The sequence below is a fragment of the Streptomyces sp. NPDC090077 genome, assembly GCF_044747545.1.
In the GTDB taxonomy this organism is placed as follows: Bacteria; Actinomycetota; Actinomycetes; order Streptomycetales; family Streptomycetaceae; genus Streptomyces.
On the sequence record NZ_JBIVEG010000001.1, the window covers coordinates 834,604 to 853,587 of the forward strand.

Consider the following 18,984-nt stretch of genomic DNA (forward strand, 5'->3'; position numbering starts at 1 on the left):
TAGCCCGGTGAAGAAGTTCTCAGTCATCGGCATAGGCGCGGGCGACCCGGAGCACCTGACCCTCCAGGCGGTCAGGGCGATCGGCGCGGCGGACGCATTCCTCATCCTGGAGAAGGGGGAGGAGAAGTCGGACCTGACCGGTCTGCGGCGGGCGATGCTCGACGCGCACGCCCGTCCGGGCCACCGGCTGGTGGAGGGCCGCGACCCGGACCGGGACCGGGATCCGGCGCAGTACGCCCCGACGGTGGACGGCTGGCGCAGTGCGCGGGCGGAGATCTTCGAGCGGTTCATCGCCGAGGACCTGGCGGAGGGCGAGACGGGCGCGTTCCTGGTGTGGGGCGACCCGTCCCTGTACGACTCCACCCTCGCGATCCTGGAAGAGGTGCTGGAGCACGGCCGGGTGGCGTTCGAGCACGAGGTGGTGCCCGGCATCAGCAGCGTGTCGGCGCTGCTGGCCAGGCACCGGACCAACCTGAACCGGGTCGGGCGGCCGGTCCAGATCACCACCGGCCGGCGGCTGGCGGAGGGCTGGCCGGAGGACGTGGACGACGTGGTGGTGATGCTGGACGCCCGGCACGCCTTCACCGCCCACCTGGACCAGGACCTGTACATCTACTGGGGCGCCTACGTGGGCACCCCGGACGAGATCCTGGTGCAGGGGAAGCTGGCGGAGGTGTCCGGCCGCATCGAGGAGCTGCGGACCGAGGCCCGCGCCCGCAAGGGCTGGATCATGGACACCTATCTGCTCAGGCGCTCCTGAGGAAGGCGGGCAGGACCTCGGCGAGGCGCTCGTACTCCTCGGCGCGGTTGTAGAGCTGTCCGCAGACCCGGATGCCGCCGCCGCCCGGACGGGCCCAGACCAGGGTGCGGATGCGGGCCTTCGCGGCGATCTCCTCGCGCAGGGCCGCGGCGGCGTCCTGGGTCTCGGCGGTGCCGGGCGGCAGCAGCAGGGAGCGCATGGCCAGGCCCGGGGTGTGCGGGAGCGGGGTCAGGCCGGGGATGCGGGCGAGCAGCGCGGCCCCGTACGCGGCGAGGGCCTCGTTGTGGGCGCGGACCCCGTCGGCGCCGAGCCGTTCGATGAGGTCGAGGCCCTCGGGGGCGGCCAGCCAGCCGGTGTAGTCGGCGGTGGCGCGGAATTCGACGGAGCGCGGGTAGCCGAGGTGGTCCTGCCAGGACGGGGAGAGGGAGCGGACCCGGGCCCGGTGGGCGGGGGCGACGGCGAGCAGGGCGGTGCCGGAGGGCGCGTAGCCCCACTTGTGGAGGTTGCCGAACCAGAAGTCGGCGCCGGCGGCGACCGGCTCGGCCAGCATGCCCGGGGTGTGGGCGCCGTCGACGACGGTGGTGATCCCGCGCTCCGAGAGCTCGGCGAGCAGCCGGGGGGAGGCGATGAGCCGGGCGGTGGGCGAGCTGACGTGGTCGAGCAGGACCGCCTTGGTGCGGGGCGTGAGCGCGGCCAGCACGGTCTCGCGCACGGCGTCCTCGTCGGGCAGGTGCGGGTCCAGGGCGACGGTGGTCACGCGGGCGCAGCGGGCGGCGGCCGCGGTGACGGTGCCGTAGCCGTGGTCGGTGACGAGCACCTCGTCGCCGTCGCTGAGCGGGACGGCCTCGAAGGCGAGGTTGGCGCCCTCGGTGGCGTTGGAGATGAACGCGAGGCCGTCCGGGTCGGTGCCCAGCCGGGCCGCGATCCGGGTGCGGGCGGCGGCCAGCCGGTCGGGGAGGGCGAAGAAGAAGGCGTCGGGGTCGGCGTGGGCCTCTGCCCGCAGGGCCTCCTGGGCTTCCTGCACGGGGAGCGGGACGGCGCCGTAGGAGCCGTGGTTGAGGTGGGCGACGGCGGGGTCCAGCCGGAAGAGGCCGGGGCCGCCGGGGTAGGCGGGCGGGGCTGAGGGGGCGGACGGCGCGGGCACGGTGACCTCCGGGCGGGACGTGTCGGGTGCGGGCCTCGTGGGCCCGCACCCGGATCATGGGGTCTCGGCGGCCCGGACGGAAGGGCCGCTTGCGCCGGATTGGCCTGCCCGGCCGGTGTCCGGCCCCCGCCGGGGTCCCGTCAGCGCGGGCGGCCGCTGGTCGCCGCGTGGTACTGGAGGTCCTGCACCGGCACCTGGTGGTCCACGGGGTACGGCAGTTCCACCCGCGCCGTGGCCTTCCCGCCGCGGGCCGCCTCCGCCGAGCTGGTCCCGGGGCGCAGGGGCAGCAGTTCGGCGTGGACGCCGGCCGGGGCCGGGTACTCCCGTACGGCAGGGCCGACGGTGCTGCGGACGGTCGCGGGCCCGGTCAGGAAGCTGAGCACCTCCACCGTGTCCCGGGCCGGGGCGCTGCCCTCGCGCAGGGACATCAGCAGGGACTGGCCGCCCGTCGGGACGGCGGCGGCGAACTGGGTGCGGCCGGTGAGGTAGAGCGTGTCGCGCACGATCGGGGGCCAGCCGCCGGTCTTGAAGCGGGTCAGGTAGTACGAGGTGAGGTCCAGGTAGGCGTGGCCGTTGTGCTGGGACGGGGCGAACTGGCTGCCCTCGGAGTAGTCGTTCCAGGTGGTCAGCTGCACCCAGTCGGCGCCGTCCTCGATGGCGTGGGTCCAGGTGGAGCGCAGGGTGGCGGTGTTGCCGGCCTCGTCGTAGACCCCCTGGTTGGGGCGGGCGTCCTGGACGGACACGGGCTGCATCCAGATCCTGCCCTTGGCGTGCGCCCGCCGGACGTCGTCGGTGGCGCCCTGCTGGCCCGTGTGGCTGCGGCTGCCCCACTCGGAGAACCCGTGGCTGAGGGGTGCGAAGGCGTCGGCGTGCGCGCCGAGGTCGAGGAAGAGGGGGACGAGGGCGGTGCGGACCCCGTGCCGGGAGTCCAGCAGGTCCAGGACGCGGCGCCACCAGTCGGCGCTCTTCTGCTCGGCCTTGAAGGGGGACACGACGAGCCGGCCGTCGTCGAGCCGGTGCGCGGCGGGGTTCCTGCCGAGGGCGTCGAGGGCGTCGGCGAGCACCGTGGGGTCGTCGGTGTCCAGTGCGGTCATGTCCGGCATGAGCATGATCTTGAAGGCGGGGTCGGTCTCGTGGGCCGCCCTCATCAGCAGCTCCGCGCGCTCGCGGTGCTTGCCGGTGAGGGAGAGCAGGTCGAGGGTGAAGCCGTCGATGCCCGCGTCGCGGGCGGTGCGGACCTCCTGCCGGAGGTTGGCGTACTCCCAGTCGCCGTCCCGGGGCGGCACGGGCTGCGGGCGGTCGCGGAGCAGGCCGCCGTAGCGCTGGTGCTTGCCGTCCTCGCCCCGGGGGTCGAGGTAGTTGCGGGTGTAGTAGTCGGCTTCGGCGCTCGCGTTGTCGAGGGAGAGCGGGTACGGGGTGAAGTAATGGGCGAACACCAGCTTGCGGCCGGCGCCGCCGGAGCGGAGCGCGGCCGGCGCGGGCAGGTCGAACGGCAGCGGCCCGGGGGCGGGCCGGGCGGTGGTGCCGCTCGGGGCCGGGGGCGTCGGGGAGGGCGGTGCCGGGGAGGGCGGTGCCGGGCTCTGCCCGACGGGGCCCGACCGGGCGGAGGGCCCGGGGGCCGGGGGCGCGCCGGCGGCGGGCGCGGCGGTGTCCTGGCCGGCGGCGGCCGTGAAGGGGTCCCAGGCGAGGCCGGCCGCTGCGGCGGCGCAGACGAGCAGGAGGACGCCGAGCAGCACGGCGAGCCGGTGTCCGGACGGGCGGCAGCGCCGCCGGTGCGCTGTCATCTGGCCCCTCCCGGTGACATCGCCCCTGCGGCCGGGGCTGTCCGGCAGCAGAGCCGGTCCGCGCCCTGCCGACGGCCGTTCGCCGGCCCGGCAGGGCCCCGTCCGGCCGGGGCGTTCTCGGACCATGCACCGGAATACGACATTCCCCTGGCCATGCGGCCGAATTGACGCATAATCGTCGTCACGCGGCGCGAAACAACCCTCGTGCCGTACTGGGTCACGTATGCAACGGGGGGCATCGTGATGATGGGGGACTCCCGGCCGACGTCATCGGGCGGAGCGACCGGAACACTGCCGACCACGTCCACCGGACTCTCCTGCCTGCTCACCGCCGTCCGGCGGGGCCGGGTGCTGACGGTCACGGGCCGGTTCCACGAAGCCCGCAGCCTGCTGGTGCGCGAGGTCGCCCGGCGGCTGGCGTCCAACTTCTGCGACGGGGCCGCCGTGGTCACCGTGAGCCCGGACGGCGGGGTACGCGGCCTGGTGGCCGCGCTGGGCTGCGTACCGGGCATGCCCTTCCTGCCCTGCGGCACGGCGAACGCCGCCTCCTGGCTGGCGGAGCGGGACATGCTGCTGGTCCTGGACGGCAGCGACCGGCTCGGCCCGGAGGCGCTGGCCTGGCTGCGGGACCTGCTCGCCGCAGCGCCCGGCCTGCGCATCCTGGCGTCCGGCCGGCACCCGCTCGCCGTGGGGCAGGGGCGGGTGCACCGGCTCTGAACCGCGGGCGTCCGGACACGGGTCCGCCCCGGCCGGGCACGGGGCCCGGCCGGGGCGGAACGCGTACGGCCCGCTGTCCCCGGGGTCAGCCCAGGAGGGCGAGCGCCTGGTTCAGCGTCGCGGAGGGACGCATCACCTCGGCCGCCTTGGCCGGGTCGGGCTGGTAGTAGCCGCCGATCTCGGCCGGGGCGCCCTGGACGGCGTTCAGCTCGGCGACGATCTTCTGCTCGGACTCGGCCAGCGTCTTGGCGAGCGGGTCGAAGGCCGCGGCGAGCTTCGGGTCGTCGATCTGGCGGGACAGCTCCTGCGCCCAGTACAGGGCGAGGAAGAAGTGGCTGCCGCGGTTGTCGATGCCGCCGAGGCGACGGGTCGGCGACTTGTCCTCGTTGAGGAAGGTGCCGGTGGCGCGGTCCAGGGTGTCGGCCAGGACCTGGGCGCGGGCGTTGCCGGTGGTGGCGGCGAGGTGCTCGAAGGAGGCGGCCAGCGCGAAGAACTCGCCCAGCGAGTCCCAGCGGAGGTAGTTCTCCTTGACCAGCTGCTGGACGTGCTTCGGGGCGGAGCCGCCGGCGCCCGTCTCGAAGAGGCCGCCGCCCGCCATCAGCGGGACGACCGACAGCATCTTGGCGCTGGTGCCCAGCTCCAGGATCGGGAAGAGGTCGGTCAGGTAGTCGCGCAGCACGTTGCCGGTCACCGAGATGGTGTCCTCGCCGCGGCGGATGCGCTCCAGGGAGTACTTCGTGGCCTCGACCGGGGAGAGGACCTCGATGGTCAGGCCCTCGGTGTCGTGGTCCGCGAGGTACGTCTTGACCTTGGCGATGAGCTGCGCGTCGTGGGCGCGGGTCTCGTCGAGCCAGAAGACGGCCGGGGCGCCGGTGGCGCGGGCGCGGGTGACGGCGAGCTTGACCCAGTCCTGGATCGGCAGGTCCTTGGTCTGGCAGGCGCGGAAGATGTCGCCGACGGCGACCTCCTGCTCGATGAGCACGTCGCCCGCGGCGTCGACGACGCGGACGGTGCCCGCGGCGGCGATCTCGAAGGTCTTGTCGTGGCTGCCGTACTCCTCGGCCTTCTGGGCCATCAGGCCGACGTTCGGCACCGAGCCCATGGTGGCCGGGTCGAAGGCGCCGTGGGCGCGGCAGTCCTCGACGACGGCCTGGTAGACGCCCGCGTAGCTGCTGTCCGGGAGGACGGCGAGGGTGTCGGCCTCGGCGCCGTCCGGGCCCCACATGTGGCCGGAGGTGCGGATCATGGCCGGCATGGAGGCGTCGACGATGACGTCGGACGGCACGTGCAGGTTGGTGATGCCCTTGTCGGAGTCGACCATCGCGAGGGCCGGGCCCTCGGCGATCTCGGCGTCGAAGGAGGCCTTGATGGCGTCGCCGTCGGCGAGGCCGCCCAGGCCGTTCAGGATGGTGCCGAGGCCGTCGTTCGGGGACAGGCCGGCGGCGGCGAGGGTCTCGCCGTAGCGGGCGAAGGTCTTCGGGAAGAAGGCGCGGACCACGTGGCCGAAGATGATCGGGTCGGAGACCTTCATCATCGTGGCCTTGAGGTGCACGGAGAACAGGACGCCCTCGGCCTTGGCACGCTCGATCTGGTCGTTCAGGAAGGTGCGCAGGGCGTCGACGTGCAGGACGGACGCGTCCACGACCTCACCGGCGAGGACCGGTACGGACTCGCGCAGCACCGTGGTGGTGCCGTCGGCGGCGACGTGCTCGATGCGCAGCGCGCCGGCCTCGGCGATCACGGCGGACTTCTCGGTGGAGCGGAAGTCGTTCTCGCCCATGGTGGCGACGTTCGTCTTCGACTCGGAGGACCAGGCACCCATGCGGTGCGGGTGGGCCTTCGCGTAGTTCTTCACCGAGGCGGGGGCGCGGCGGTCGGAGTTGCCCTCGCGCAGGACCGGGTTGACGGCGCTGCCCTTGACCTTGTCGTAGCGGGCACGGATCTCGCGCTCCTCGTCCGACTTCGGGTCGTCCGGGTAGTCCGGAAGGGCGTAGCCCTGACCCTGGAGCTCGGCGACCGCGGCCTTCAGCTGCGGGATCGAAGCCGAGATGTTGGGCAGCTTGATGATGTTGGCCTCGGGGGTCTTCGCCAGCTCGCCGAGCTCGGCGAGGGCGTCGGCGATCCGCTGCCCCTCCTCGAGGTACTCGGGGAAGACGGCGATGATCCGACCGGCCAGGGAGATGTCACGGGTCTCGACATTCACACCGGCCGTCGACGCGTAGGCCTGGATCACAGGCAGGAAGGAATACGTCGCGAGGGCCGGGGCCTCGTCAGTGTGCGTGTAGATGATGGTCGAGTCAGTCACCGGATGCTCCGCTCCACAGTCTGCGTCTCTCGTCTGCAACATTGCTCGACATCAAGATATCTCGTGATCGGGCATGTCTGGACAGCCCCCTGCCACAAGACCGGGGAGACGCGCGTCACGGGAACGCGAAAGGCGCCGCCTCCGGCCTCCGGGGCCGGCGGCGGCGCCGCTGCGCCGTGCGTTTCAGGCGGTGACCTGCTTGGGGCTCGCGCCGTACTCGTTCGGTCCGGCGTCGCCCTCGATGGCCATCAGGACGATGATCGCGATCCAGCCCACGAAGGGGATGAAGCCGATCAGGTACCACCAGCCGGACCTGCCGGTGTCGTGCAGACGGCGGATGCTCAGGCCCAGGGTGGGGAGGAACACGCCGAGGTTGTAGATGTAGAAGATGACCGGGTAGCTCCCGAGCACGAAGTCGAGGGCGATGGCCACGGCCATGATCGGGATGCTGCACAGGACGAACATCCAGTACTCCTGGCGGCGCGCGCGGCCGGAGAAGTCCGCGTAGCGCTTGATGACGTCGACGTAGTAGTGCACGAGTCCCCCTATGGACGGCATCGACGGCCCTTCGGCCTGGAAGGGGCCGGGCCCGGGTTATGCCCTCGGACCATCGGGCCCAAGCCACCGGAAGGCGCCTGAATTAGGCCACCGACCTTGGTTTCAAAGGGAGTTGACGACGTCTGCCACAGGCGCCCCGGGCGCCTCAGCCGATGCGGTAGGAGTCCCCGTAGACCTTCCACTCCAGCGGGGTGTCGAGGTTCAGATTGCCCTTCCTCAGGAAGACCCGCTGGGCGGTGTCGACCCGGCTGGTGTCGCTGTGGGCCTCCTCCTGCTTCATCGCCCAGACCCGGGCGTCGAGGAAGGCGTTCAGCCAGGCGGTCTCGTTGCCGCCCTGGGCCGGGGGCTTGGCCTTGGCGAGGGCGCGCTTGCGGATGTTGCGGAAGCTGGTGGAGTCGCTCCCGTCGCCGTGCATGACGATGGCGTCGTAGTAGATGAACTGGCCGAGGGTGCCGACCCCGTCCGACTTGCCCTGCTTGACGGCCGGACCGAAGTAGACCCGGTCGCGCTCGTGGTCCTGGGCCTTCCTGAACTCCGCGTCCTGGGCGGCCCTGGCCCAGTCCTTGGTGAAGTTCGGGTCGAGCCCGGCGTGCGAGTCGCTGCCGTTGACCTTGCGGAGCGCGGGCAGGTACTTGGCCAGCACGTTGCCCGGCTTGACCTGGGTGTAGTACTCGACGAGGTCGAGCATGTCGCCGGTGCCGGAACAGAAGCCGATGATGCCGGCGGTGTAGCCGCGGCCGTCGCCTATGTCCTCGATGTACTTGTACTGGGCCCTCCAGTCGAGGGAGGAGTTCTCGGCACTCGACACGATCTGCATGGCGACGTCCTTCTTCGCCGGGTCGTCGAGTCCGGTCGCGGCCGCCGCGGCGGCAGCGGATGCGGGTGCGGCGGCCGGCGCGGCGGTGGCGTGCGCCGCGGCCGGGGCCGCGAGGAGGGCGGCGCCGAGCACGGCACCGACGGCCATCGTCTTGCGACGGGAAGTGAACACAGGGCCTCCGTGGGGTGGTTGAGTCTTCCCTGATCCGTTAGGAAACTTTCCTACCAGATATCGGAGACAGGGAACACCCCTCCGGACGAGACGTCCGGAATCCGCCCCTCCGGGAGCTCAGCCCTCCCGCCGCACCGCCAGCCGCTCCCGCAGGGCCCGCTTCGCGTCCGGCCACTCCGGGCCGGTGAGCGCGAAGACCACCGTGTCCCGCACGTGGCCGTCCCGCATCACCATGTGCCGGCGCATGATCCCCTCCTGGGTCGCGCCGAGCCGGGCGATCGCGGCCCGCGAGGCGGCATTGCGCACGTCCGTCAGCAGCTCGACCCGGTTCATCCCGAGCTCCTCGAAGGCGTACGTGAGCATCAGCAGCTTGGCCTCGGCGTTCATCCCCGTGCGCTGCCAGGTCCGGCCGAGGAAGGTCCAGCCGATCTCCAGCCGCCGGTGCGCGGTGTTGATCATCATGAGCCGGGTCGAGCCGGCGATCCGGCCCGTGGCCGGGTCCACCGTCGCGTACGCGAGCTCCCGGCCGTCCTCGCGCGCCGCGACGGCGTCGGCGATGAAGCCGCGCACGTCCCTCGGGTGCGGCACCAGGGTCACCGCGAGCTCCCACAGGCTCCCGTCGCGCACCGCCTCGAACAGTCCGTCGTGGTGCCGCTGCTCCAGGGGCTCCAGCCGCACCCGCTCGCCGACCAGTTCCATGCCCGACCTGCCGTTTCCTTCGAGGATCCACTGTTGCCGGCCGGACCCTACGCGGCACTCCCGCCGGCTTCACCCCTGTTTCACGGGCCGGGACGACGGTTCAGATCCAGCCGTTGCGGCGGAACCCCCGGTGGATGACGAAGCAGGCGACCGCCATCACGGCGAGCACGAGCGGGTACCCGTAGGTCCAGTGCAGTTCGGGCATGTGGTCGAAGTTCATCCCGTACACCCCGCAGACCATGGTCGGCACGGCCACTATGGCCGCCCACGCCGTGATCTTGCGCATGTCCTCGTTCTGGGCGACCGTCACCTGCGCGAGGTGGGCCTGGAGGATGGAGTCGAGGAGCCCGTCGTAGGCCCCGATCTGCTCGGTCGCCCGCGTCAGGTGGTCGGCGACGTCGCGGAAGTACGCCCGGACCTCCGGCGGGATCACCGGTATCGGCTGCGTGGCCAGGTGCTGGAGCGGGCGGCCGAGGGGGGCCACCGCCCGGCGCAGTTCGAGGAGTTCGCGCTTGAGCTGGTAGATCCGGCCCGCGTCGCCCCGGCCGCCGTGCTCGCTGAACACGGCCGTCTCCACGGCGTCCATGTCGCTCTGCACCGCGTCCGTGACGGCCACGTAGTCGTCCACCACGTGGTCCGCCATCGCGTGCAGCACCGCCGCCGGACCCTTGGCCAGCTGCTCCGGCTCCGCCTCCAGGGCCTCGCGGACCGGGCCGAGCGTGCCGCGGCCGCCGTGCCGGATGGTGATGACGAAGTCCTCGCCGATGAAGGCCATCAGCTCGCCGGTCTCCACCACCTCGCTCGTCGCGGTCAGCTCCTCGTGCTCGACGTAGCGCACGGTCTTGAACACGGCGAAGAGCGTCTCGTCGTAGCGCTCCACCTTCGGCCGCTGGTGCGCGTTGACGGCGTCCTCGACGGCGAGGGGGTGCAGGCCGAAGAGCTCAGCGAGGCCGGCCAACTCCTGCTGCGAGGGCTCGTGCAGGCCGATCCAGACGAATCCGGCGCCCGTCTTGCGGACCCGGCGCAGGGCCTCCTCCACCTCGGCGCAGCCGTCCTGGCGGATGCCGTCCTGGTAGACCACGCAGTTGACGACGGCGCTGCCGAGCGGGGAGCGGGCGGGGTGGCTGAGGTCGACGGCCCGCCGGTAGCCGCGGCGCACGGCACGGCGCAGGTTGCTGAACATGGACACGGACGTACTCCCCTTCGGCGGATCAGCGGCCAGTCTGCCACCGCCCCGCCCCCGGCCCCGCCACGCGCCCGCGCCGCCGCGCCCGCACCGGGTCTAGCAGGCCGGGGACGAGCCCTTCTGCCCCTTGAGGTCGCGGTTGTAGAGCCAGCCGGTGGCGTTGGTGCCCTCCACGCGCACGAACGTCCACTGGTTGCCGTACGAGTTGACGGCGTAGCAGTGGTACCAGAGCTTCGTGCCGTCCTTGACCAGCGTGCCCTTCGTGCACTGCTGGTACGGGGCGGCCAGCAGGTGGTGGTCACCTGATATATACCCGTATGTCCCCGGCGTCGGGTCCCGGTGGGTCCAGCCCGCGCAGCCCGTCGGCACCGGGGCGGGCTTGCCCGGGGCGGCCGAGGGCGACTTCCCGGAGGGTGACGGCGTGCCCGGCTTCTTCGAGGCGCTCGCAGACGGCTTGGCCGTGGGCCCGGAGCCGGAGGGCGAGGGGGTGGGGCTGCCCGCGCCCGGCTGCCCGCCCGCCGCCGGGGAACCGCCGGCCGCCGGGGTGGGCGCCACCGCGTCCGTGCGGCCGCCGCCGCCCGAGGTCAGGGCGTATGTGACCCCGCCCGCGCCGAGTACCGCGGCCACCGCGACGGCGATCGCGGTGCGGCTGCGGCGGCGCGCCCGGTCCGCGTCCGCCGGGCCGGACCGGGCGGCCGTGGGCGGCTGCCCGGACGGGGGTCCCTGTGGCGGGAAGCCGGGCTGCGGGGCGGGGGCGGGACGCAGCGGAAACGTTACGCCGCCGGGGACGGCCGGCGGCGGGGGCCCGAAGCCGGGCGCCGGGGCCGAAACCGGTGCGGGCGCCGGGACGTAGGGCGACGGCGCCGGGGCCGCGCCGCCCGCCGCCACCTGTTCCAGCATCGCGCGGGCCTGCTCGGCGGTCGGCCGGTGCTCCGGCTCCTTCGCCATCAGCGCCCGCAGCACCGGGGCGAGCGGCCCCGCGCGCCGCGGCTCGGGCAGCGGGTCGCCGACGATCGCCGCCAGCGTGGACCACACCGAGGTGCGGGTGAACGGCGACACCCCCTCCACCGCGGCGTAGAGGGTCATCCCGAGCGACCAGATGTCCGAGGCGGGGCCGGGCTCCCTGCCCTGCGCGCGCTCCGGCGGCAGGTAGTCGAGCGAGCCGACCAGCTGGCCGCTCCGGGTGAGCTTCGCCAGGGCATCGTCGTCGGAGGACTCGATGGTGGCGATGCCGAAGTCGGTGAGCACGACCCGGCCGCCCCGCTCCAGCAGCACGTTCCCCGGCTTCACGTCCCGGTGCAGGACGCCCGCCCGGTGCGCGGCGTCCAGGGCGTCCATCAGCTTGGCGCCGATCGCGGCGGCCTCCTGCGGGTCGAGGGCGCCGTACCGGGTCACCGAGTCGTCGAGCGAGGGCCCGTCGACGAGTTCCATGACGATGACGGGCAGGCCCTGCTCGTGCGTGACGTCGTGGACGGTGACCACCCCGGGGTGCCGGATCCGGGCGGCGGCCTGCGCCTCGCGCTCCATCCGGGTGCGCAGCTCGGCCAGTTCGGCGTCGCCGGAGTCGGTGTAGGCCCGCAGGACCTTGACGGCGACCTCCCGGGCGAGCAGTTCGTCGACGGCGCGGGCGACCACGCCCATGCCGCCCCGGCCGACCACGGAGGTCACCCGGTAGCGCCCTCCGAGCACCTTGCCGACGAGGTCCCCGTCGTTCGCTTCCCCCGCTTGGCCCGCTGGCACCGCATGCTCCGTTCCACGACCGGTCGTCGGTCTCGACGATCTGACGGGGCACAAGCGTAGAGGCACGGCCGGCGGGCGGGCCGGTCGGCCGCCGCCTACCCTTCGGCGCGCGGCAGATGGGTCCTGGCTTCCTCGTAGCCGGCACTGCCGGGCCGCCCGGCCGGGGCGTAGAAGAGGTTGAGCACGCCGGTGTCGAAGGCCTCGCAGGAGAGCAGTTCGAGCGGGACCGCCGGCTCGCCCTCCTCGAAGAGGCGCATGCCCTTGCCCAGCACGACGGGGTGGACGAGCAGCTGGAGCCGGTCCAGCAGGCCGGCGGCCAGCAGCCGGCGGACGACGGACACCGAGCCGCTGATCACGATCGGCTCCTCCCCCGGCTCGTTCTTCAACGCCTCGACGGCCTGGAGGAGTTCCCCGCCCAGCAGTTCGGAGTTGCGCCAGGTGGATTCGAGCGGCCTGCGCGACACGACGATCTTCCGGGCGTCGCCGAGCCGCCTGGCGAAGTCGGCGTCCTCGCCGCCGGCCGCCTCCCGGCCGGGCCAGGCCCCGGCGAAGCTCTCGTACGTCCTGCGGCCGAGGAGCAGGGTGCGGGCGGAGCCGACGACGGCGTCGACGGCCGCGCCCATCCGGTCGTCGAAGTAGGGGAAGTGCCACTCGTGGGGCGCCTCCACGACGCCGTCGAGCGAGATGAACAGCTCTGCGGTGATCTTCCTCATCGGGGCGCTCCGGGGACGTCGGGTCCGTCCCGACCAGTAGACGCCCTGCCGCGGGCGGCCACACCCGGGCGGGGCGGGCTGACGGGGGGGTGCCGCCACGGCTGCGTGAGGGCGCTCGCGGCGAAGGGGTCCGCGTATCGTGCGGGAATGAAGATCATCGACTTCGAACCCGGTGACCCGCGCCTGACCGACGACCTCCTGCCGGTGCTGCGCGAGCTGCGCCCGCACCTCACCGACGCGCTCTTCCGGCAGGTGTACGAGCACGGGCGGGCGCAGGGGCTGCGCTTCACCGGCGCCTACGCCGACGACGGAGCCTGCGTCGGCGCGGCCGGCTGGCGGATCATCGACAACACCAGCTCCTTGCGCAAGCTCTACGTCGACGATCTGGTGACGGCCGCGTCCGCCCGCTCGACCGGCGTCGGGCACGAACTCCTCGTCCACCTGGAGGCGCACGCCCGCGCCGCCGGGTGCCACGAGCTCAACCTCGACTCGGGCACCCAGCGCACCGACGCCCACCGCTTCTACCTGCGCGAGCGCATGGACATCGTGGCCTTCCACTTCAGCCGGGCACTGGGCCGGTGACCTGGTCCGTCCCGCCCAGGCGGCGCAGCGCCTCCCTGCGGGTGAGGGGGGCCACGCGGGATCCGTGGCGTTCGAGCCAGCCGACGACGAAGTCCGGGTCGCGGGTGGAGGTCTCGCGCAGTACCCAGCCCAGAGCCTTGCGGAGGAAGAACTCCCGTTCACCGACGAGGGCGTCCGCGTAACGGGTGAGGCGGCCGGTGTCGGGCCGGCCGGCGCGGATCCCGGGCAGCAGCGCCAGCAGCGCCGCGCGGCGGAGCCAGAAATCGGGGTCGGCGACCCAGCGGTCGAGCACGGCGCCGGCGGCCGGATGCTCCAGCGCGACCGCGCCGGCGCAGTGCACGGACAGCGGGTCCACCAGCGCCCACGTCCGGCACTCCCGCAGCAGGGCCTCGACGTCCTCCAGGTCCGCGGCGCGGAGCGCCCCCGCGTACTGCACCAGCATCTCGACGGCCGCCCAGCGGTGCTCGTACACCGGCGCTCCGCCGTCGGGCGGGGACCACAGGCGGCGGGCGAGGGCCGTGACCTCGGGGGCCGGGAGCCGGCCGAGCCGCCGCCGACCGCGGGTGACGCAGCGCCGGAGGTCGGGTACGCCGATGCCGAGGTGGCGCAGGTCGCTCTTGAGGTAGGCCCGTTGGCTCGCGGCGCGGACCGGGTCCGCGAGTGCGTCCAGTGCGGCCCGGATCTCCCGGGCCGGGTCGTCCGCCGCCGCAGCGGCGTCGTCGTCGCGGCTCACGATCCGTCCTGCGCCGTGCGGCCGGCCGCGGCGCGGGAACGTGGACCGCGTCGCGCACCGGCGGCATCGGCGCCGACGGCGGAGTCCGCCCACTGGTCCGTCTGCCTCGTCAGCCTCCGCAGCAGGGTCCGTGCGGCCTCGAGGTCGGCCCGGGAGAGCCCCTCCCCCATCACCCCGTGCGCGGCCCCGGCCCGGAGGGTGATCGCCGCCAGTGCGCGCCGGCCGTCGGGGGTCAGGGCGAGCAGGGGTGAGGTGCGGTGGTCGGGGTTGTCGCGGAACTCCCCGAGGCCGTCGCGTACGAGTTCGTTGGCGATGCGCTGCACGCCCTGCCGGGTGACCCCGAGGCGGCGTGCGGCCCGTGCCACGGGCAGGGGTTCCTCGCTCACCACGCTCATCAGCTGCCAGCGGGCCTGCGTCTGCCCTTCCGCCGCCGCCAGCGCCTCGCCCGCGCGGCGCAGCGCGCCCGCGGCCTCGAACACGTCGGCCACGAGCAGGGCCAGCTCCTGACTCATTTCCTCGGCTCCCCTCGCAGGTATTCGACAACATGTTGTCGCTATGTCACCATGATGGCATATCCGGCGCGCACCCCGTCCTCGACGCACGCGCACCCCCCACCGGAGCACCAGGGAGACACCATGACCACCAACACCGCGATCGCCGCGCTCCAGGCCGCCCTGGAGCGCGGCGCCGCCGTCCGCCCCGAGGTCGGGGGCTTCCCCTACCTGGCCGAGAGCCTGCGCCAGGCCGGCGTGACCCGCTGCCGCATGGCCGTCCCGTCCAACGCGTTCCTCTACCTGACCGCGCACGGCGACGTCGTGGTCCAGGGCGAGCCGCTGGTCACCGGCCCCGTGCAGGCGCCGCCGTTCGACCGGGAGGCCCTGGTGGCGGCACTGCGCGCGGACCAGGCCGGGAAGACCGCCTTCCCCGAGTTCGTCCGCGCCTCGTGGGAGGCCGGGGTCGTCTGGTACGACGTGGACACCGCGGCCCGGACCTGCACCTACTACGGCACGGGCGGCGACTCCTACACCGAGGACTACCCGGCCGTCGTCCTGCCCGACAGGGCCTGACCCGAAGGACGTCCCCTACGCCGGCCGCAGCTCCTCCATGGCCGTCTCGGCGACCACGCGGGCGACGAGTGCGAGCGCGGGCGAGTCCAGCTTCCACTGCTGCCAGTACAGCGGCACGTCCAGCCACCGGCCCGGCGCCAGCGGCACCAGTGCGCCGGTCTCCAGCAGCGGTTCCGCCTGCGTTTCGGGGACGAGCCCCCAGCCGAGGCCCGCGGCCACCGCGTCCCGGTAGCCCTCCGAGGTGGGTACGAGGTGCCGTGCGGCCGAGGCGGGCGAGGCGCCGCCGGTGAGCGCGCGAACGAAGTCGTCCTGGAGGGCGTCGCGCCGGTCGAAGACGATCAGCGGAGCCTCCCGCAGGTCCCGGGCCGGGGGCCCGGTCAGGTGCCGGGCGGCGAAGTCGGGGCTCGCCACCGGCAGGTACCGGGCCAGCCCGAGCGCCCGTACCGTGCACCCGGCCACCGGGTCGGGCGAGGAGGTGACGGCCGCCATGACCTGGCCCTCGCGCAGCAGCGCCGTCGTGTGGGACTCGTCCTCGCGGTACAGCTCGAAGCAGATGGACGGCTGCTGCGGCACCCGGGTGAGCGCGGGCAGGAACCACGTCGCCAGCGAGTCGGCGTTGACCGCGATCGGCATCCGGACCGGGCCGAGGCCGTCGGCCATGCCCATGCCCAGCTCGGCGCGCGCGTCCCGCTCCAGCCGGGCCAGCTGGCGGGCGAAGCGGATGACCACCTCTCCGGACTCCGTCGGCCGGACCGGCTTGGTCCGCATCAGCAGCACCCGTCCGGTGCGCTGTTCCAGTGCCTTGACCCGTTGGCTGACGGCGGACGGCGTCACGTGCAGGGCAGCGGCTGCCGCGTCGAACGTGCCTTCGTCCACGACCGCGAGGAGGGTCCGGACCTGTTCCAGGGGAAGCTCGTCCATCACGAGCGCTAATGATACGTAAAAATCTTTAGCTGTACGCGAGGGCGCGCGGTCCTTACGGTCGGACCATGACGAACGGCATCACCACAGCACTCCTGGCCGGTTTTGGCACCGGCCTCTCCCTCATCGTCGCGATCGGCGCGCAGAACGCCTTCGTGCTCCGCCAGGGCGCGCGGCGGCACGCCGTCCTGGCGGTGGTCGCGATCTGCGCCGTCTCCGACGCGGTGCTCATCTTCCTCGGCGTGGCCGGCGTGGGCGCCTTCGTCACCGCCTGGCCCGCCGCCCTGACCGCCGTGGCCGTCGCCGGCGGCGGGTTCCTGATCTGCTACGGGATCCTCGCGGCCCGCCGGGTGCTGCGCCCCGCCCCGGGCGCCGCCCTCACCACGGAGGGCTCCACGGCCGGATCCGTCCGCGCCGCGGTTCTCACCTGCCTGGCGATGACCTGGCTCAACCCGCACGTCTACCTGGACACCGTCCTGCTGGTGGGCTCGCTGGCCGCCGACCGGGGCGACCTGCGCTGGGTCTTCGGGATCGGGGCCGGGCTGGCCAGCCTGATCTGGTTCGCCGCCCTGGGCTACGGCTCCCGGCTGCTCAGCGGCCTGCTGTCGCGGCCCGGCGCCTGGCGGGTGCTGGACGGCCTGGTGGCCGCCACGATGGTGACGATGGGCGGAATGCTCCTCGCGCGGGCCTGAGAACGGGCCGGGACGTGGTACTGGTTCCCGTACGCCACCCGGCCCCCCTCGACCCCGACCCCGGAGCCGCCACCGTGCCCGACCGCCCGTCGCCCGAGGCCGTGCGCGCCCCCTACGCGGCCCAGCCGTCCCCGCTCGTCGCCGCGACCGGCATCGTGCTGGACCCGCGCGGACGGGTCCTCGTACTGGCCCCGTCGTACAAGGACTGCCTCGAACTGCCCGGCGGCACGGTGGCGGACACCGAGACCCCGGAGCAGGGCCTGGCCCGGGAGCTGGAGGACGAGCTGGGCCTCTCCGCCCCGGTCGGCCGGCTGCTGGCCGTGGACTCCTGCCCGCCGGGCGCCCTCGGCCGCTCACTGGTGGTCCACGTGTACCTCGTCGGGCCGCTGAGCGACACCGCCGCCGGGCGGATCCCCTTCCCCGACGGCGAGGTGGCCGAGGCCCGCTGGCTCCTCCCGGAGGAGGCGGCGGAGCAGCTGCCGGAACGGCTCGCGCCCCGGCTGCGCGCCGGGCTGGCCGCCCTGTACTCCGGCTCCGTCGCGCACCTGGTCGACGGGGTCCCGCAGCCCGGCTCCCCCGCCGGGCTGGATCCCGCCGCCCGCGCCGCCCTGGAGCACGCCGGGCGCTACGACCCGGCCGGCCACCGCGCGGCCCGACCCAAGGCCCTCACCGCCGCGAACGTGCTGTTCACCGACGGGTCCGGCGGGGTCCTGCTGGTCCGCCCCGGCTACGGGGAGCCGGGCCGCTGGCTGCTGCCCGGCGGGGGCGTCGACAGCGACACCGGCGAGACCCCGCGGGACGCGGCGGCCCGCGAGGTCCGCGAGGAGACCGGCCTGGACCGGGTCCCGGGCCGCCTCCTCGCCGTCAACTGGACCCACCGGCCCGGCTACCCGGCACGGATCCGCTTCCTCTACGACGGCGGGGTCCTGGGCGCGGCCGAGTTCGCGGCGATCCGGCTGCCGCCCGCCGAGCTGCTGGAGTGGCGCACGGCGCGCCGCGAGGAGCTGCGGGGGCTGGTCAAGCCGAAGCTGCGCCGCCAGATCCAGGCCTGCCTGACGGCCCTGGCCGAGGGCACCGGCCCGCTGGAACTCCACTCGGGGCGCCGGGTGGGCCCGGCCTGAGCGGCCCCGCGAAACCCGTGCGGGTGGCCCCGCGACCCCATACCCCCTACCCCTTTGGAGTATCCGCCCAGGCTCCTCTACGATGCCGCCATGACGACGAGTGCGCAGGCAGCACGCGCGGGAAGGCCCTCCGGGCTGCCCGCACGACTGCCCGTACGGCTGCTCCTCGTCCTGGCCGTGCTCCTGGGCATCGTGGGCATGCACGGCCTCGGCCCGGGAGCCGTCCCGCCCGCCGCGGCGCACGCGGTGGCCGCGGAACACCCGTCGGCCGACGAACCCTGTGACTGCGTCCACGCCGACGGCCCCGATCACGAGGGGTCTTCCGGCGGCCACGCCCAGCACGCCGACCCGACCTGCGCCGCGTCCGGCACCAGCGGCGCCCCTGTCCTGCACGCCCCCGCGGCGCCCGGCGGGATCCCCGCCGCGGCCGGCGGCCCGCACGGCACCGTGCTCGGGGCGACGGCGTACGGGCGCGCACCCCCGTCACTGAGCGAACTGCAACTCCTGCGCGTATAGGCGCGGCCCCGCCGGCGTTCCCGTCGGCCGAGCACGCACGCCCGTACGAACCCCGAGCAGGAGAAGCACCACCATGACCGTCAAGCGTTCCCTGATCCGCCGTACCACCGCGCTGGCCGCGGCCGCCACCGCCGCCCTCGTCCTCGCCGCCTGCGGCGGGAAGGCCGACTCCGGCTCCACGTCCCACGGCGGCGGCCACGACGGCGCGGCCTCCGCGTCCGCCAAGCCCTCCGCACCGGCTTCCGCCGGCCAGGCGCAGGCGGCGAACAACTCCGCCGACACCGCCTTCGCCAAGGGGATGATCCCGCACCACCGGCAGGCGGTCGAGATGGCCGACCTGGCGGCGACCCGCGCCGGATCGGCCGAGGTCAAGGAGCTCGCCGCCGAGATCAAGAAGGCCCAGGACCCGGAGATCAAGACCCTGTCCGGCTGGCTGACCGCCTGGGGCGAGCAGGTCCCGGCGGCCGATGCCGCGCAGGGCGGGCACGGCGGCCACTCCATGTCCGGGATGATGACCGGCGAGGAGATGGACCAGCTCACGAAGGCCTCCGGGAAGGCCTTCGACACCGCGTTCCTCGACCTGATGGTCAAGCACCACGAGGGCGCCGTGGCCATGGCCAAGACGGAGCGGTCCGACGGGAAGTACCAGCCCGCCAAGGACATGGCCGCCGCGATCATCAGCTCGCAGAGCGACGAGATCACCCGGATGAACAAGCTCCTCGGCAAGAACTGACCCCGCCGGCCGGGGAGCCCCGCGG

General features: G+C 73.9%; 20 protein-coding genes. 8 read left to right on the plus strand and 12 right to left on the minus strand.

Annotation, left to right across the window (positions count from 1 at the left end):
* The first annotated feature begins 7 nt into the window (after positions 1-7).
* Positions 8-760 (plus strand): precorrin-6A synthase (deacetylating), encoded by a 753-nt coding sequence (cobF, locus tag ACIPW5_RS03665; RefSeq protein WP_401239782.1) that lies wholly within the window; start codon positions 8-10, stop codon positions 758-760.
* On the opposite strand, the gene ACIPW5_RS03670 is transcribed toward cobF, so the two are convergent.
* Both ACIPW5_RS03670 and ACIPW5_RS03675 read right to left on the minus strand, forming a co-directional pair.
* Positions 747-1,904, minus strand: a complete 1,158-nt coding sequence (locus ACIPW5_RS03670; protein ID WP_401239785.1) for an aminotransferase class V-fold PLP-dependent enzyme — start codon at positions 1,902-1,904, stop codon at positions 747-749. The genes cobF and ACIPW5_RS03670 overlap by 14 nt on opposite strands.
* A 140-nt stretch (positions 1,905-2,044) precedes the next feature.
* On the minus strand, positions 2,045-3,688 hold the full coding sequence (locus tag ACIPW5_RS03675) for a glycoside hydrolase family 71 protein (protein ID WP_401239788.1): 1,644 nt from the start codon (positions 3,686-3,688) through the stop codon (positions 2,045-2,047).
* A gap of 243 nt (positions 3,689-3,931) precedes the next feature.
* Between ACIPW5_RS03675 and ACIPW5_RS03680 the strand changes: the two genes are divergently transcribed.
* Positions 3,932-4,405 carry a hypothetical protein gene (locus ACIPW5_RS03680; RefSeq protein ID WP_401239790.1) on the plus strand — a complete coding sequence of 158 codons (474 nt, stop codon included), beginning with the start codon at positions 3,932-3,934 and terminating at the stop codon, positions 4,403-4,405.
* An 85-nt stretch (positions 4,406-4,490) separates the two neighbouring features.
* Here ACIPW5_RS03680 and ACIPW5_RS03685 read toward each other — a convergent pair whose 3' ends face one another.
* The 7 genes from ACIPW5_RS03685 to ACIPW5_RS03715 all read right to left on the minus strand — a co-directional run bounded on the left by ACIPW5_RS03685 (position 4,491) and on the right by ACIPW5_RS03715 (position 12,594).
* Entirely contained in the window at positions 4,491-6,710 is a 2,220-nt protein-coding gene (locus ACIPW5_RS03685) for an NADP-dependent isocitrate dehydrogenase (protein ID WP_401239792.1), read from the minus strand.
* A 183-nt stretch (positions 6,711-6,893) separates the two neighbouring features.
* Positions 6,894-7,268 carry a DUF805 domain-containing protein gene (locus ACIPW5_RS03690; RefSeq protein WP_401239794.1) on the minus strand — a complete coding sequence of 125 codons (375 nt, stop codon included), beginning with the start codon at positions 7,266-7,268 and terminating at the stop codon, positions 6,894-6,896.
* A gap of 145 nt (positions 7,269-7,413) precedes the next feature.
* A complete protein-coding gene (locus tag ACIPW5_RS03695) occupies positions 7,414-8,232 on the minus strand; it encodes a chitosanase (protein WP_401240102.1) in 819 nt (272 codons plus the stop codon).
* 141 nt (positions 8,233-8,373) lie between these two features.
* On the minus strand, positions 8,374-8,955 hold the full coding sequence (locus ACIPW5_RS03700) for a GNAT family N-acetyltransferase (RefSeq protein WP_401239797.1): 582 nt from the start codon (positions 8,953-8,955) through the stop codon (positions 8,374-8,376).
* Between the two features lie 100 nt (positions 8,956-9,055).
* Positions 9,056-10,138: a magnesium/cobalt transporter CorA gene (corA, locus tag ACIPW5_RS03705; RefSeq protein WP_401240104.1), complete on the minus strand. Its 1,083-nt coding sequence runs from the start codon at positions 10,136-10,138 to the stop codon at positions 9,056-9,058.
* Positions 10,139-10,237: 99 nt separating this feature from the next.
* Positions 10,238-11,881, minus strand: coding sequence for a protein kinase (locus ACIPW5_RS03710; RefSeq protein ID WP_401239800.1), 1,644 nt, complete (start codon positions 11,879-11,881; stop codon positions 10,238-10,240).
* A gap of 95 nt (positions 11,882-11,976) precedes the next feature.
* Positions 11,977-12,594: a dihydrofolate reductase family protein gene (locus ACIPW5_RS03715; RefSeq protein ID WP_401239801.1), complete on the minus strand. Its 618-nt coding sequence runs from the start codon at positions 12,592-12,594 to the stop codon at positions 11,977-11,979.
* A 147-nt stretch (positions 12,595-12,741) separates the two neighbouring features.
* Between ACIPW5_RS03715 and ACIPW5_RS03720 the strand changes: the two genes are divergently transcribed.
* Positions 12,742-13,176, plus strand: a complete 435-nt coding sequence (locus tag ACIPW5_RS03720; RefSeq protein ID WP_401239804.1) for a GNAT family N-acetyltransferase — start codon at positions 12,742-12,744, stop codon at positions 13,174-13,176.
* Here ACIPW5_RS03720 and ACIPW5_RS03725 read toward each other — a convergent pair.
* The gene (locus ACIPW5_RS03725) at positions 13,154-13,909 is read right to left on the minus strand and encodes a DNA alkylation repair protein (protein WP_401239807.1); all 756 of its coding nucleotides are present in this window, start codon (positions 13,907-13,909) and stop codon (positions 13,154-13,156) included. The genes ACIPW5_RS03720 and ACIPW5_RS03725 overlap by 23 nt on opposite strands.
* Complete coding sequence (locus ACIPW5_RS03730; RefSeq protein WP_401239809.1) at positions 13,906-14,421, minus strand: MarR family winged helix-turn-helix transcriptional regulator; 516 nt, start codon at positions 14,419-14,421, stop codon at positions 13,906-13,908. Before ACIPW5_RS03730 ends, ACIPW5_RS03725 begins: the two co-directional genes overlap by 4 nt.
* A 123-nt stretch (positions 14,422-14,544) precedes the next feature.
* Here ACIPW5_RS03730 and ACIPW5_RS03735 point away from each other — a divergent pair, with 123 nt between their 5' ends.
* The gene (locus ACIPW5_RS03735) at positions 14,545-14,976 is read left to right on the plus strand and encodes a DUF1398 family protein (protein ID WP_401239811.1); all 432 of its coding nucleotides are present in this window, start codon (positions 14,545-14,547) and stop codon (positions 14,974-14,976) included.
* Positions 14,977-14,991: 15 nt separating this feature from the next.
* Here ACIPW5_RS03735 and ACIPW5_RS03740 read toward each other — a convergent pair whose 3' ends face one another.
* A complete protein-coding gene (locus tag ACIPW5_RS03740; protein ID WP_401239813.1) occupies positions 14,992-15,897 on the minus strand; it encodes a LysR family transcriptional regulator ArgP in 906 nt (301 codons plus the stop codon).
* A 68-nt stretch (positions 15,898-15,965) separates the two neighbouring features.
* Between ACIPW5_RS03740 and ACIPW5_RS03745 the strand changes: the two genes are divergently transcribed.
* The 4 genes from ACIPW5_RS03745 (at position 15,966) to ACIPW5_RS03760 (ending at position 18,959) form a co-directional block, all read left to right on the plus strand.
* On the plus strand, positions 15,966-16,589 hold the full coding sequence (locus ACIPW5_RS03745; protein ID WP_401239815.1) for a LysE/ArgO family amino acid transporter: 624 nt from the start codon (positions 15,966-15,968) through the stop codon (positions 16,587-16,589).
* Positions 16,590-16,603: 14 nt separating this feature from the next.
* Positions 16,604-17,710, plus strand: a complete 1,107-nt coding sequence (locus tag ACIPW5_RS03750; RefSeq protein WP_401239818.1) for an NUDIX domain-containing protein — start codon at positions 16,604-16,606, stop codon at positions 17,708-17,710.
* A 90-nt stretch (positions 17,711-17,800) separates the two neighbouring features.
* Complete coding sequence (locus ACIPW5_RS03755; protein ID WP_401239821.1) at positions 17,801-18,226, plus strand: DUF6153 family protein; 426 nt, start codon at positions 17,801-17,803, stop codon at positions 18,224-18,226.
* 73 nt (positions 18,227-18,299) lie between these two features.
* Positions 18,300-18,959 (plus strand): DUF305 domain-containing protein, encoded by a 660-nt coding sequence (locus ACIPW5_RS03760; protein WP_401239824.1) that lies wholly within the window; start codon positions 18,300-18,302, stop codon positions 18,957-18,959.
* The last annotated feature ends 25 nt before the right edge of the window (positions 18,960-18,984 follow it).